Here is an 11,908-nt window from a genome sequence, read left to right on the forward strand (position 1 = left end):
AAGAGGTATGCTGGCTCATCGCACCCTTAAGAATACGTGCCGTGCCCGGCACACAACAGGCTTTTGCAGCGGAGCGCAAAAAGCCTCGCCCGCCGAAAAGAAACGTTGAACGTTGGACACTAAATTCACGTAAAAATGAGAGATATTATTCCTGACAAAAAATGGTATTCTGAGATCAGCAGAGCAAAAGAGGTTCTGCCGCGGTGTCCTTTTGCAACTGCAGATTCATGTCCTCGATTCTACCAATCCTTATCACTTTTAGGTTCTGCAGGATGTACATCTATACCGGAAGATGAAGATAAGAGGCTTCTTGAAAAGTGGAAATCAAGTGACTTGTTGCCCTTAACAGGTAAGCAGGAAACCTCAATCAGTGGCCCTGATGGGCACTTCAAGAGTTTTTCGAATTTCTGTCCAGAAGTTTCATTCAACAATTTTGGATATTTTGCGACTTATCTTCATAAACATACCGACGAAATAGATATTGATGTTGCACATCATAATCTCGGAAAGATGGGTGCACCACCAGATCATTGGGGTTGGGTGTGGTCTACTGTTATCCCTATGCATTACACAGAATGTCCTCTATATTCAATTCTCGTTCATAGATCCGATGGAACTTCAAAACGAAATGTAAATACACCCAAAATAAATCCTCAAGTTAAACAAAAAAGTGATAGTGAAGATCATCGCAATCACAATTTGATTAAATGGATTGTCAGTCTAATTTTGCTTTTATTGGTCTGTTATCAGGTATATTCCGGAATAGTACTAAAAAAGGTCGGAGTTCCCGGAATATTTGAGGTTGAATTTGCAGATACAGCTTTGCCATCTAAAGATGTTCTGAAATTTGAGACATTAATGCCTTTTGACACCGGATGGATTTTTATTGGGTATTTCGACCCTAACCGCAAATTATACACTGAAGGCCCTTATGCATCAGTAGCATTCCGGCCAGGAACCGGTTCTCGTGGAGCTATTATTCCTGAAAAAGGCGACGTTCTTATGATAAAGAAGAATCGTTCTGTGGTAATCGCCAACTATAAGACTCAAAATTTGAAATTTCACCTTCAGTCTCCCTCTTTGGTACACGATCCTCTAATTGATGATGATTATACTGGCGTAAATCTTTTAAAAGGAAAATTGGTTTTAGTTCGAGATGTCGAAATGAGCAATTACCCCGGAGATCCCTTCAGTATATGGCTCGAGTAGCCGAATGTGATCCGGATATTGACAACTGTGTAAAAGCAGTAGCAGAAATGCCCCATTAATAAACATTTTAATGCCCAACGTTGCTAATTCAGCCGACGCAAAAAGCCTCGCCCACTGAAAAGCAACGTTGGGCGTTTACCAAAATATTTCACAAATACAGAGAGACACAATATGACAATACGAATTGTCCGGCTTGGTTCTGACAGACATAAAAACGAAGGTTTGCGTATAGGTACAGTGAGACGGCCTCCACGCGGAATTCCTAAAAGCGAATATTCTACTCAAAATTGGTATGATGTTTGGTTCCCCAATGTTGCACCAACAAACGAGCTAATGAAAATCGGCCAGGCAGTGAAAACAGAAAAAGATTGGATTACATTTGCCAAAAAGTATCGCTCTGAGATGAAGGATCCAGAAAAAAGCAGAATCATCGACTTGCTTGCAGCATTATCTCACAACTCAAACATTTCAGTTGGCTGCTATTGCGAAAATGAATCACGATGCCATAGATCCATATTAAAAGAGTTGTTAGCTGAAAGAGGAGCCAAAATCGCATCGTAGTAATAAGCGAGTGCACCCAACAACGCCATGCACAAGGATCAGCAGGGGGCGTGCCACTATTACACAAGCTAATGATTGCGTTAACGCGCCGTTAGCACAGGCTTCATATAAAAGCTATTTTTCTTGAGGGAATAAACATGTTCAGTCAGCTTAAATCTTCATTTATTGAAATGGCCCGTGAAAGCGGGCTTATGGAAACCGAAGTGAACATTACCGCCAGACAATTGACGCCCGGAGAGGCCATTGGTGAAACGGAAAGAAAAGATTTCCCTCTTTTGCAAGGAAGGGAAAGTTTGATGCAGGCTGAGTTTAAAGGTGCAATGGGTCAGGCGTTTACAGATATGCCGATGAATTTTAAAGGAAAGGTTAAAGATATCGTTGAGATTAAGCTGAGGAATAACGGAGAACGTGCGCTTTTCATTTCAGCCCTGAATGCGGTTATGCGGCACCTTGGAAAAGCAGATAAAACGATTCACTGTAAAAATGATGAACCTGAACTATGTGCACGGGAAATTGCCGAAAGCGTTATTAATCAATACGGAACTGAAAGTCATATTGGAATCATCGGGTTTCAGCCCGCGATCATTGATAATTTTTCAAAACTTGTTTCACCTGAAAAAGTAAGGGTTACAGACCTGGATAGAGACAATATCGGCAAAAAAAAGTACGGGATTTTTATTTGGGATGGAAAAACAATGGAAGAAGAAATTTTTAAAGCCAGTGATGTTCTTCTCGCAACAGGTTCCACAATTGTTAATAATAGTCTGGAGAAACTGACGATATATGCTGAGAAATATAATAAACCCATATATTTTTATGGTACAACAATTGCCGGCCCTGCGGTTATTTTAAATCTAAAAAGATTATGTTTCAACGCTGCATAACAATTTGAACACTTTCAAATGACGATATGCACCCTACCCACATGAATACGAAGCTTTCATAGATTCGGGATCACTCTCGATGTCCGTTCGACAAGCAGGACGTTTTGTCGAACAACGTTCACAAACCGCCTTGCAGAGACCAATCAATTTTTACGAATCCGTCGGAAATGCGACTTTTTACGCGTGCATCAATTTTAGTTTCGGCCAAAGGGGCCGATATCCATTTATCATCACAGGCCAAATTAACATTTGATGGAGGTTAAACGACATGTTTTCGCAAAAAAGGGAAATGGTTTGCGTCCATTGCGGTGCCATTGGGGAACCAGAACTGATTGGATTGGAGTTGTTATCCGGGCTGGTGGCGATATTGGGTGTCATTGCCACCATGGTGGGGTTGGCGCTTTTCGTCGTTCCGGGTTTGATATTCGGGATCCTGACCGCAACCCATATCGTGTACTGTCGGAACAAAAATGGCGTTGAATGCCGGCATTGCCTTTCCAGGAATTCGATGGTACCCATCGATACGCCCATGGGATTATCAGTCATTAAAAAAGGTTGAACGAGCTGTTGTGGAGAGTTAAACTAATTTCTGGCAGCAACCCAACCTGAAACGGAAAAAGAGGATCGCGTGCATCGTCGGATTAACAGGAGAATGATTTCACGGATGCTGGCTGTGGCGGCCCTGCTGGTTGTGGTCGGCTGCAGCAGCAAGCTGACCACGGCAAACTACGACAAACTGAAAATGGGCATGACCTACGAGGAAGTGGTCGCGATCCTGGGAAAAGCGGATGAATGCGATGGCGCCATGGGCCTCAAGACTTGCCGCTGGGGCGATGACAAACGGCAGATCCGGGTCCAATTCGCCGGCGACAAAGTCATCCTGTTTGCCGGCAAGGGGCTTTCGGAATAAAAAACCGGGGAAAGGCGGCCCCGTCGCAATCCCCGGTTTGTGCATCAAATGGGTTGTGATGAATTAGGTTGATTTTCGGACGTTCTTGGCTTCAGGCCCGCGATCGCTCTCTTCAACATCAAAGATAACCATGTCCCCTTCGGACAGGGTCTTGAATCCCGGCATATCGATGGCGGAAAAATGAACGAAGACATCTCGACCTTCTTCTTCGTTGATAAAGCCATACCCCTTCTTGTCATTGAACCATTTTACTGTTCCGTTCGCCAAAACACTGACCTCCTCTTCTCGGTGGTTCTCCTAAAAATTGACCCATTGCCATAGCGGACGATAGTCCGGCACGTGGAAGAATACCGCTCAGGAGATTTCAGATCAGGGATAGCTTTGGCCAAGATATCATCCGAGAAGTGATTAACCAATCAAGTACTGCGTGTCAAGAAAAAAGCAATCACGGAAATCGTTTAATATCCGTGGCTTTCCCGACTTCCTCAGTGAAGTTAGCAACCATCTTCTCTTCCCGTGCTCGGCGCAACCGGATGAAGACAGGTCCTTGCCATCATCAAAGGCGCGGCAAGAGACGCGTCAGAATCCCAAGGACTGACCGATCAGAAAGACGCTGATGTCGGTCATCAGGGGCTTGCGGTGCAAGATCGTCGTGATGCGGCAGATCCGCTGGGGCGCGTTGCAGTCCGTGCACACACCGGTTTCGGCGCAAGGCGTTTTGGCATTCAGGCTCTTGGCCCGCATCGGTGCCGCCACCAGGCGCACCCGTTGCAGGGCGCTGTCCAGATCGGGGGTCACCTTGTTCATGCCGGCCACGATCACCACCTTGCCGACGCCAAAGGTCATGGCATTGGTTCGGTTGCCGATTCCGTCCACATTGACGATCTCGCCGGTGGCGGCGATGGCATTGGCGCTGCAGAAGAAACAGTCGCAACGGCCCTGGGCCAATCGGATATCCAGGTCCGCCGCCTTGCTCAGGTCGGCCTGCCAATGATCATGGATGGTTTTCCCCTGGGCACGCAGGGCTTCCAGGACACCCAGACGGCGCGTTGTGCTGGAGCCACCGAAACCGAAACTGTCGAACGACTGCACCATTTTCAGAATTGCCGCGGCCGCACTGGCCACGTCCGGCAGAAAATGGGCGTCGAAACCGTGCTTAACGAGGTTTTGCACGCAGCGCTGGGCCGTCATCTCCCAGAGCCACTGTTCATACGCCTGGTCATCCATCATGTTCACTCCTTCGGGTACTCCGGCGCCGCCAGCGAAGCGGCATTGACAATACTGACCAGCTCGCCGGAGAAGCTGCCCACAACGACTTTGCTTTTTAATTTTACCGGCAGACGCCGCGGGTCCGCCGAAACCCACAGTTGAATCTTGGCGTCGGGACGCTTGTCGAACACGCCCCCCACGTGACGCAGATCGGGTTCGATGAGAAAGGTATCGAATGTACCCGCCGGAACCGTGACCCGCTCCTGGCGTATCACCCGGGCATGCCCCATGATCTGTTTCTTTCCGTCGGTCACCGGCCTTTGGATGTGCGTTCCCACCGCCAGATCGACCGACCGGGACCAGTAATAGATGGAGAGCGGATCAAAGGTCCCATCCACAATGGAAATCGGATCGCGGGCATTCCCATGATTGGCATACCGGGCATGCATCGCCGCCCAATCGAAGGCGACGGTGATATCATTGCGGGTACTGCCTTCATGCTGCTTTTTACGATACAGCACGGAATGCCGCATATCCGCCCCGGCCCAGGCATCGATCCGGTCACGCACGGTATAAAAAGCGTCCACAAATGCGTTGGACCTGGCGGTGAGCACGAAATGGTAGGTTTCCTGGCCGGCCATGAACTCCGGGGAAAGCACTTCCAGCACAGCCTCACCCGCCGGGACAATTGTCCATTTAAGCACGAAGGTGAGCCGCTCACCCGGAATGAAAGGCGCCCCACGGTCGGCAACCTCGGCCGATCGAACGGCATTGGGGGCCGTCATGATCGTCAAGGCGCAAATCACGCTGGCGGCAATGCGGCGAATACCAGCCATCCAATGGGCGTTGTTGAGGCCGGCTGTGGACATGGGGGAACATCCCCTATCGCCATCGGCCGTTGGCCGGAAGGATTTGCGCGGTCAGCGGGCGTCGACGACGCCTCAGCCAAAACCACCACCGACAGGTGTAGGCAAAGAGAACCGCGGCCACCAGGCGCGGAATCCATAGCCAGAAGGCGTGGATCCCCAGCGGCAGAAACAGGGCCGGGTCTTCCACCACGGCGTGATTGATCCCGATGGAGACATGCAGGGTCTTCAACTTTTCCGGCGCAATGGGGTGCTGATTGACGGTCTCGACGATCACCGCACTCCCGTAGGCGATACCGAAAACGACGGCGGTCAGCATAGCATGCCCACCTCCCGGTCAAGCCCCAGAAGCCCCATGCAGGGACGGATGACCTTCAACAAGCGGTCGATCAGATGGAAGGTGTAGAGTATTTCCATCAGCATCATCAAACCGGTAATGATGGCAAAAATTTTCAGGCTCAGCCAGGCCATGTCCATCGACCAGCCTTTCAGCGCGGGCCAAAAGGCCATCGGTCCGGCGATCCCGGCGTGGCTGGCCGGCTGGGCCGTTTCGCCGCCGAGAAACCAGCCCACGGCAGCCACGGTCACGACGGCGGCCGACAGTCGCACGAAAGTCGCCGTCCAGGCACGCCCGCCGGAATGATGCTGCACCAGCCCTTCCTGGATCAGGTTGTGGGCAATCAGCAAAAACACCGCCATCAGCGTCATCTGATCGATGGTAAACGGCAGCACGGACATGGCGGCAATCGCGCCGTAAATTCCGGTCAACATCCCGGCAATCAGGGGAAGGGCGGCCATGGCGGGAAGGTGCAGGAGGCCCATGAGCGGTTCAAGCAAACCATCCGCACGCTGGAGCCATCCGGAGGCGTCCAGCAAAAAAGTGGCGAATGAGACCGGCAGGATGATTTTCAGCATCCACAAGTATCCCCGCCATCCCTTGGCAGCACCGCGCCGCAGGCTCTGAATCACGATATCGGGTTGTATCTTCAAGGATTAAGGCATCAGGTAAAATCCCAGAGCGGGATCGTCCAAGTCGTCGGGATGGAAAGTGACGCCCACAAAAGAACCGCTGACATTGCGAACAATGACACGTTTTTTCATGGGCGTTCGATTGCGATCGTCCAAATGAAATTCCACCTGCAAAAGGGCGCCTATCGGGAAATCACGCGAAACGCTCATTTTCAGTTTCAACCCGGAACTGGAAATATCCACCACGGTCAGCAAACCCGTATCCCGGGGCCGGCCGGTTTCCGCAAAAACAAACTTGCCGGGCAGATGCACCGGCTTGCGGTAGTGCCGGCGTTTTTCCAGCCGGCAACGGAAGCGATGGCCACAACCGCAGGTACAATTGACCGTGACATTCTTGTCCGTCCCCAGGTAGCGGCTCACATCGGCTGTTTTGGCTTTGCCGCATTGGGGGCATCGGAACGTCGCGGTATTCTTGCTGGTGATGAATACGATCTGATCCATGGATTACTGTTCTGCCGGGTACGCTTCCTGGGTTTCGGCCGGTGCCAGGCCAGGCCGTCTGACCTTGATGATCTCCGGTTTGTAGCTGGCCTTGCCGGAGAGGTGGCGATCCATGAAGCGAATAATAACAAACGATAGTCCGAAAGCCAGAAAACCGACCAGGGCCGCCATGGCGGAGGGATCCATGCCACGGTGCTCGGCCATCGTCTGACCGACCATGGCGCCGGCAATCAGCGCCAGAATCGGAAAGACGTAGAGCAGAAAAGTGGCTTTCAAGAATGAACTGGTCTTGATATTCAAAACGATTGTATCCCCCACCCGGGCATTTGCCGTGTTAAGGGCCTCCACCTCCATTTCCTGGGCGCCGCCCTCCTCCATATGACAGGAATCCCGGGACGTACAGGATTCGCAGGCGCTGGCGCGGTTGGTTTTCACCCATGCCGTTCCCGCGCCAGGTGCGCCGAGTTTGAAAACGATACCTTCTTCATTGGCCATGATGCGTTCCTTAAGATCAACCGATATGAACCGCTAGGCGTTTACCGACGGCCGAATCTGCTCCAGGGCGGATGCGTCGGTATGCTGGTAGCAGATCAAACCGCAATTGAGGCAGCGCGCGGCTTCCTTGGCGGCCGCCTGCGTATCGAAACCCTTTTCCAGCTCCATCAACTGCTCGATATCGCGGCGCTGGGCCAGGGGCATGATCTGTCGCTGGGCGGTGGGCACGGCTTCCACTTGATCCACGTTCTGGATGGCCACGTCGGGTTTGAGGACATTGCCGGGCAAATCCAGGGGAATCTGGTAGATCAGCTTGTGCATGGAGGCCGCCGCACGGCGACCGGCACCAATGGCTTTGATGGCGCCGCTGAAATCGGTCAGCGTCTCGCCCTTGCCAAACAGGCCCACCTGATCGGACACGGCCGGCTGCTTATACGGCGGTACGGCCACCCATGCCGTCGTCGGGGCCGCATCCTCTTCCGCCGGACGGGTGAAGACCAATTCGGGAAAACGGCCGGCGGAAAACACGATGCTTTGGGCCGCCAGTTGGGTCACGTTGCCGCTGGCCGTATCCATCACCTCAACGGCCGTCAAGGCGGTACCCTCACCCAACAAACGCAGAACGCCGCACCCCGCCAGGACCTGGGCCCCGGCCTCGGTCAAGGCCGCCACCACCGCCGCATCGGGCGTTTCGCGGAAGATAAACGTGACATTCCGGGCACCCAACGAACGGGCCTTTTCCAGGCTCTGCGTAGCAATCCCTTCACCGCCGACGATCACCGTATCCGCGCCACAGGTCACCGTTCCGTGCCCCGCCTTGCCCGAGCGCAAGAGATCCAGCAACAGGTAGCCACCCGGCAGCGGCGTCTCGACACGTTTTTCAGCCCCGCGGGAAAGTCGGCTGTCCCAGCCCCCCGTAGCCAGGAAAACCGCCTCGAATCCCTCTTCCAGCAGATCGATGACATTCACGTCACTGCCCAGCATCTGGTCGGTGCGGATTTCCACGCCCATCTCCACGATTCCGTCGATGTCCCACTGGAGGATCTCTTCGGGCAGCCGGTACTTGGCGATGGCCGTGTTGAGCAGTCCGCCCGGTTTGTCCGTGCCCTCGAACACGGTGACGCCATGGCCCAGCCGGCAGGCGAAGAAGGCGGCCGAAAGGCCCTGGACACCGCCGCCGATAATGGCCATGCGGCGACCGGTGGACGGCGCCTTGAACGGCTGGATGCGCTCGCTCTGGGTTCGTTCGTAATCGGCGGCAAAGCGTTTGAGAAAGTTGATCGCCACGGGTTCGTCCACGTATTTGCGCCGGCAATCGTCTTCACAGGGACGCGGGCAAATCCGGCCGATGACCGTGGGGAAGGGGTTGCGCTCCTTGATCGTCTGGACCGCGCCGTGGTAATCGGTGTTCGCGATCTGCTCAATATAGCGGCTGATGTTGATCCCCGCGGGACACGCCCGCTGACAAGGCGTCGTGCAATCCTCGGTGGTGTACTCCTTGAGGATTCGACGGGTCACCGACGACAGGGTGATGATGTGCTTGGGGCAGACCCGCTCACAGGTCCCGCAGCCGGTACACTTGACCTCATCGACCACCGGCAGGCCCTTGGGCCCCATGGTAATGCGCCGAAGGGGCAAGCCGCCGCACAGGTGCCCAACCCCAAACAACCGATGTTGCAGACCTTCATGCCACCGGAAAGCAGGGCCGCCGCCCGGCAATCGTTCAGCCCGTCATATTTGTATTTGACCGCGGCATCGGCCACACCGTAAGTGCATCCGGGCAGGGCAATATCCGGTTCCTTGGCTTCCACGCTGACGCCAAGAATCTCGGCGATCGCCAGGGCCACCTCATCGCCGGCCGCCACGCAGGAATTGGGCGAGGCTTTGCCGGCCACGATGGCCTCGGCATTGGCACTGCAGCCGGGCATGCCGCAACCACCGCAGTTGGCGCCGGGCAGAACCCTTCGATCGCCTCGATCTTGGGATCTACGTAAACGTAGAAAATTTTGGAGGCGGCCGCCAGGCCGATCCCCACGATGAGTCCCAGTCCTCCCATGAGAATGATAGCAATGGTCATTTGACTACTCCTCTTAAAAAATGGCGTCGAATCTGCATTTATCGTAACATGTTAAACAATTGATGCGCGTTTCCTTATTCACTTTCCCGTCGTCTACCAGGAACCGTCCAACCCTCGGATGCCGTTCATATAGAGCCGGCCGCAGGCCACAAACAGGGAATAGTCCGTCAGCATTATAGGAATATTGAATGATTTTGCCATATTGACGAAATCCGCGGGTGGTTTCTTACCTCTGACGATAACGATGACGCCAACACCAACAATCTTGGCCGTGCGGATCACGTGGTCGGTGGTAACCCCCGTCAAAAGGGCGGAACCCTTGGCAGCCGCCGCCAGCACGTCATCCATCAGGTCAGCCGCCCCCCCGGCGACGATAACCGTATCGAGCTGATCGTCGCCACAAAGCATGTCGGCGTTGAGAATATCTTTGATTTCGGAAATTTTCATGGTCATTCGGTCATTATGTAACAACACATAGGGGTTAGGGTTGGCGACAGGTATCAGGAGCGATCATCTGTCGTCCAGAAGTGCCTCCGGCAAAGGGCCGGCAACGTTCCGGCACGCCCTGAACACCGTGATAACAGCCCCGGCAACGGATCGATGCGGATTGATGGCGGCGTCGATCGTCTGCCACATTGCATCCGTGATGTCCGCGTGCGGGGGATGGTATGTCTGCGCCATGGCGTCTTTTGCTCCTTGAGCCTGCAAGTTGAAAACCGTTTGGAATCGCCTTCAATCTCTGTGAGTTGAACAAGAAAAACAATTGTTGGGGGAGACCGCAGGTGACCGCGACGGAACATTTTCATAATAACTTGAAAATGTCAACGATATCATCCCAAGCGAACAGGTCCGCAGCGCTTGACGGAGCCCTTGCCGCTGTTTTATAACTCAAACGCCAGAACAGCCATCGCCGTCACTGGTCCACCGCAGCCGTCAAACCAACCCATCGCGTCATCCTACACTGGAGGCCACCCGTGAATCCCCTATTTGAGAATGTCCATGAAGCCGCAGTCTTCCTGCAAACCCAACTGCATCGCCCGCCCCTTACCGGCATCATCACCGGCACCGGACTGGGCGATGCCGTCGGACCGCTGGACGACGCGGTCACCCTGAACTATGGGGAGATCCCTCACTTTCCCGTATCCACCGTGGCCGGCCATTCGGGTCGCCTTTTGGCCGGTACCCTGGCCGGCCATCCGGTCGTGGTCATGCAGGGACGCGTTCACCTGTACGAAGGCTATGCGCCAACCCAGGTGACCTTTCCGGTGCGGGTGATGCAGGCCCTGGGCGTCCGCAACCTGATCCTGTCCAATGCGGCCGGCGGCATCAATCTGGCCTTCAGCCAGGGGGATCTGATGGTCATCCGGGACCATATCAACCTGACCGGCGAGAATCCGCTGGTCGGTCCCAATCATGACGCCTGGGGACCGCGTTTTCCGGACATGACCGTTGCCTATGACCCGGCGCTGATCAAACGCTGCCGCCGGGCCGCCGACCGGCTGGGCATCGTGCTGAAAAGTGGGGTCTACGCCGGCCTGAAAGGACCGTCCCTGGAAACACCGGCCGAAATCCGGTTCCTGAAAACCATCGGCGCGGACGCCGTGGGACTCAGCACGGTCATGGAAACCATTGCCGCCGTGCACGCCGGCATGCGCGTATTGGGCATCTCCACGATCACCAACATCAATGATCCGGACCGGCCGCAACCCGCTTCGGTGGAGGCCATCATCGCCGCGGCCAACCGCGTGGCCCCCCAACTCAACCGCCTGATCGAGCGGGTGGTCGGCGAAATCCATGCCGGTGAACCTTCATGAGCAACACCGTCGATCTGCTGATCACCCATGGCATCGTCATGACCATGGACCCGGCGGGCCGTGTGATCGACAACGGTGCCGTGGCGATTTGCGGCGATACGATCACCGCCGTGGGACCGACTGCGACCTGGCCGGATTCAGCGCCCGTGAAACCATCGATGCCAACGGCGGAATCATCATGCCCGGACTGATCAACACGCACACCCACGCGGCCATGACCCTTTTTCGCGGGCTGGCCGACGACCTGCCCCTGATGACCTGGCTGAACGAGCATATTTTTCCCGCCGAGGCCCTGCTGAATCAAGAAAAGGTGCACGCCGGCACGTTGCTGGGCTGCGCGGAGATGATCCTTTCCGGCACCACCTGTTTTTGCGACATGTACCTGTTCGAGGGCGCCGTGGCCGAGCGGCCCA

18 protein-coding genes are annotated in these 11,908 nt (G+C 54.4%); 7 read left to right on the forward strand and 11 right to left on the reverse strand.

Annotated elements, in window-relative coordinates:
* Positions 1-135 precede the first annotated feature (135 nt).
* The 4 genes from JCM12296_RS39015 to JCM12296_RS27585 all read left to right on the forward strand — a co-directional run bounded on the left by JCM12296_RS39015 (position 136) and on the right by JCM12296_RS27585 (position 3,564).
* The gene (locus tag JCM12296_RS39015; protein WP_157067944.1) at positions 136-1,209 is read left to right on the forward strand and encodes a hypothetical protein; all 1,074 of its coding nucleotides are present in this window, start codon (positions 136-138) and stop codon (positions 1,207-1,209) included.
* Between the two features lie 171 nt (positions 1,210-1,380).
* Positions 1,381-1,770, forward strand: a complete 390-nt coding sequence (locus JCM12296_RS37145) for a DUF488 domain-containing protein (protein WP_083456578.1) — start codon at positions 1,381-1,383, stop codon at positions 1,768-1,770.
* A gap of 137 nt (positions 1,771-1,907) precedes the next feature.
* Positions 1,908-2,654 carry a Rossmann-like domain-containing protein gene (locus JCM12296_RS27575; RefSeq protein WP_054699860.1) on the forward strand — a complete coding sequence of 249 codons (747 nt, stop codon included), beginning with the start codon at positions 1,908-1,910 and terminating at the stop codon, positions 2,652-2,654.
* Between the two features lie 664 nt (positions 2,655-3,318).
* A complete protein-coding gene (locus tag JCM12296_RS27585) occupies positions 3,319-3,564 on the forward strand; it encodes a DUF3862 domain-containing protein (protein ID WP_213183778.1) in 246 nt (81 codons plus the stop codon).
* 63 nt (positions 3,565-3,627) lie between these two features.
* On the opposite strand, the gene JCM12296_RS27590 is transcribed toward JCM12296_RS27585, so the two are convergent.
* The 11 genes from JCM12296_RS27590 to JCM12296_RS39020 form a co-directional block, all read right to left on the reverse strand.
* Positions 3,628-3,831 (reverse strand): cold-shock protein, encoded by a 204-nt coding sequence (locus JCM12296_RS27590; protein ID WP_054699866.1) that lies wholly within the window; start codon positions 3,829-3,831, stop codon positions 3,628-3,630.
* A 312-nt stretch (positions 3,832-4,143) separates the two neighbouring features.
* The gene (locus tag JCM12296_RS27595) at positions 4,144-4,794 is read right to left on the reverse strand and encodes a lactate utilization protein (RefSeq protein WP_054699868.1); all 651 of its coding nucleotides are present in this window, start codon (positions 4,792-4,794) and stop codon (positions 4,144-4,146) included.
* Between the two features lie 2 nt (positions 4,795-4,796).
* Positions 4,797-5,642 (reverse strand): DUF3108 domain-containing protein, encoded by an 846-nt coding sequence (locus tag JCM12296_RS27600; protein WP_054699870.1) that lies wholly within the window; start codon positions 5,640-5,642, stop codon positions 4,797-4,799.
* A gap of 13 nt (positions 5,643-5,655) precedes the next feature.
* Positions 5,656-5,958 (reverse strand): hypothetical protein, encoded by a 303-nt coding sequence (locus tag JCM12296_RS27605; RefSeq protein ID WP_054699872.1) that lies wholly within the window; start codon positions 5,956-5,958, stop codon positions 5,656-5,658.
* On the reverse strand, positions 5,952-6,629 hold the full coding sequence (locus tag JCM12296_RS27610; RefSeq protein ID WP_218188318.1) for a nucleoside recognition domain-containing protein: 678 nt from the start codon (positions 6,627-6,629) through the stop codon (positions 5,952-5,954). The genes JCM12296_RS27605 and JCM12296_RS27610 overlap by 7 nt, the downstream gene beginning before the upstream one ends.
* 3 nt (positions 6,630-6,632) lie before the next feature.
* Positions 6,633-7,109, reverse strand: a complete 477-nt coding sequence (locus JCM12296_RS27615; RefSeq protein ID WP_054699877.1) for a PilZ domain-containing protein — start codon at positions 7,107-7,109, stop codon at positions 6,633-6,635.
* A gap of 3 nt (positions 7,110-7,112) precedes the next feature.
* Entirely contained in the window at positions 7,113-7,604 is a 492-nt protein-coding gene (locus JCM12296_RS27620) for a SoxR reducing system RseC family protein (RefSeq protein WP_054699879.1), read from the reverse strand.
* Between the two features lie 33 nt (positions 7,605-7,637).
* Complete coding sequence (locus JCM12296_RS27625) at positions 7,638-9,221, reverse strand: FAD-dependent oxidoreductase (protein ID WP_246804975.1); 1,584 nt, start codon at positions 9,219-9,221, stop codon at positions 7,638-7,640.
* Positions 9,119-9,532 (reverse strand): (Fe-S)-binding protein, encoded by a 414-nt coding sequence (locus JCM12296_RS45930; RefSeq protein WP_246804976.1) that lies wholly within the window; start codon positions 9,530-9,532, stop codon positions 9,119-9,121. Before JCM12296_RS45930 ends, JCM12296_RS27625 begins: the two co-directional genes overlap by 103 nt.
* Before the next feature lie 242 nt (positions 9,533-9,774).
* Complete coding sequence (locus JCM12296_RS27630) at positions 9,775-10,128, reverse strand: DRTGG domain-containing protein (RefSeq protein WP_054699885.1); 354 nt, start codon at positions 10,126-10,128, stop codon at positions 9,775-9,777.
* A 63-nt stretch (positions 10,129-10,191) separates the two neighbouring features.
* Complete coding sequence (locus JCM12296_RS39020; protein WP_157067945.1) at positions 10,192-10,362, reverse strand: hypothetical protein; 171 nt, start codon at positions 10,360-10,362, stop codon at positions 10,192-10,194.
* Positions 10,363-10,655: 293 nt separating this feature from the next.
* Here JCM12296_RS39020 and JCM12296_RS27635 point away from each other — a divergent pair, with 293 nt between their 5' ends.
* The 3 genes from JCM12296_RS27635 to JCM12296_RS45940 form a co-directional block, all read left to right on the forward strand.
* A complete protein-coding gene (locus JCM12296_RS27635) occupies positions 10,656-11,495 on the forward strand; it encodes a purine-nucleoside phosphorylase (RefSeq protein ID WP_172684143.1) in 840 nt (279 codons plus the stop codon).
* Positions 11,492-11,686 (forward strand): hypothetical protein, encoded by a 195-nt coding sequence (locus JCM12296_RS45935; protein ID WP_054699884.1) that lies wholly within the window; start codon positions 11,492-11,494, stop codon positions 11,684-11,686. Before JCM12296_RS27635 ends, JCM12296_RS45935 begins: the two co-directional genes overlap by 4 nt.
* Positions 11,674-11,908: amidohydrolase family protein (locus JCM12296_RS45940; RefSeq protein WP_281492176.1), on the forward strand; the 235-nt coding region annotated here is incomplete at its 3' end. The genes JCM12296_RS45935 and JCM12296_RS45940, both read left to right, overlap by 13 nt.

The organism is Desulfosarcina cetonica JCM 12296, assembly GCF_001311845.1.
Lineage (GTDB): Bacteria > Desulfobacterota > Desulfobacteria > Desulfobacterales > Desulfosarcinaceae > Desulfosarcina > Desulfosarcina cetonica.

What these genes read in the sequence shown, in the direction of transcription:
- JCM12296_RS39015 (WP_157067944.1), top strand. Translation starts at nt 136, where the DNA reads ATGAGAGATATTATTCCTGACAAAAAATGGTATTCTGAGATCAGCAGA.
- JCM12296_RS37145 (WP_083456578.1), top strand. Translation starts at nt 1,381, where the DNA reads ATGACAATACGAATTGTCCGGCTTGGTTCTGACAGACATAAAAACGAA.
- JCM12296_RS27575 (WP_054699860.1), top strand. Translation starts at nt 1,908, where the DNA reads ATGTTCAGTCAGCTTAAATCTTCATTTATTGAAATGGCCCGTGAAAGC.
- JCM12296_RS27585 (WP_213183778.1), top strand. Translation starts at nt 3,319, where the DNA reads ATGCTGGCTGTGGCGGCCCTGCTGGTTGTGGTCGGCTGCAGCAGCAAG.
- JCM12296_RS27595 (WP_054699868.1), bottom strand. Translation starts at nt 4,794, where the DNA reads ATGATGGATGACCAGGCGTATGAACAGTGGCTCTGGGAGATGACGGCC.
- JCM12296_RS27600 (WP_054699870.1), bottom strand. Translation starts at nt 5,642, where the DNA reads ATGTCCACAGCCGGCCTCAACAACGCCCATTGGATGGCTGGTATTCGC.
- JCM12296_RS27605 (WP_054699872.1), bottom strand. Translation starts at nt 5,958, where the DNA reads ATGCTGACCGCCGTCGTTTTCGGTATCGCCTACGGGAGTGCGGTGATC.
- JCM12296_RS27615 (WP_054699877.1), bottom strand. Translation starts at nt 7,109, where the DNA reads ATGGATCAGATCGTATTCATCACCAGCAAGAATACCGCGACGTTCCGA.
- JCM12296_RS27620 (WP_054699879.1), bottom strand. Translation starts at nt 7,604, where the DNA reads ATGGCCAATGAAGAAGGTATCGTTTTCAAACTCGGCGCACCTGGCGCG.
- JCM12296_RS27625 (WP_246804975.1), bottom strand. Translation starts at nt 9,221, where the DNA reads ATGGGGCCCAAGGGCCTGCCGGTGGTCGATGAGGTCAAGTGTACCGGC.
- JCM12296_RS45930 (WP_246804976.1), bottom strand. Translation starts at nt 9,532, where the DNA reads ATGCCCGGCTGCAGTGCCAATGCCGAGGCCATCGTGGCCGGCAAAGCC.
- JCM12296_RS27630 (WP_054699885.1), bottom strand. Translation starts at nt 10,128, where the DNA reads ATGAAAATTTCCGAAATCAAAGATATTCTCAACGCCGACATGCTTTGT.
- JCM12296_RS39020 (WP_157067945.1), bottom strand. Translation starts at nt 10,362, where the DNA reads ATGGCGCAGACATACCATCCCCCGCACGCGGACATCACGGATGCAATG.
- JCM12296_RS45935 (WP_054699884.1), top strand. Translation starts at nt 11,492, where the DNA reads ATGAGCAACACCGTCGATCTGCTGATCACCCATGGCATCGTCATGACC.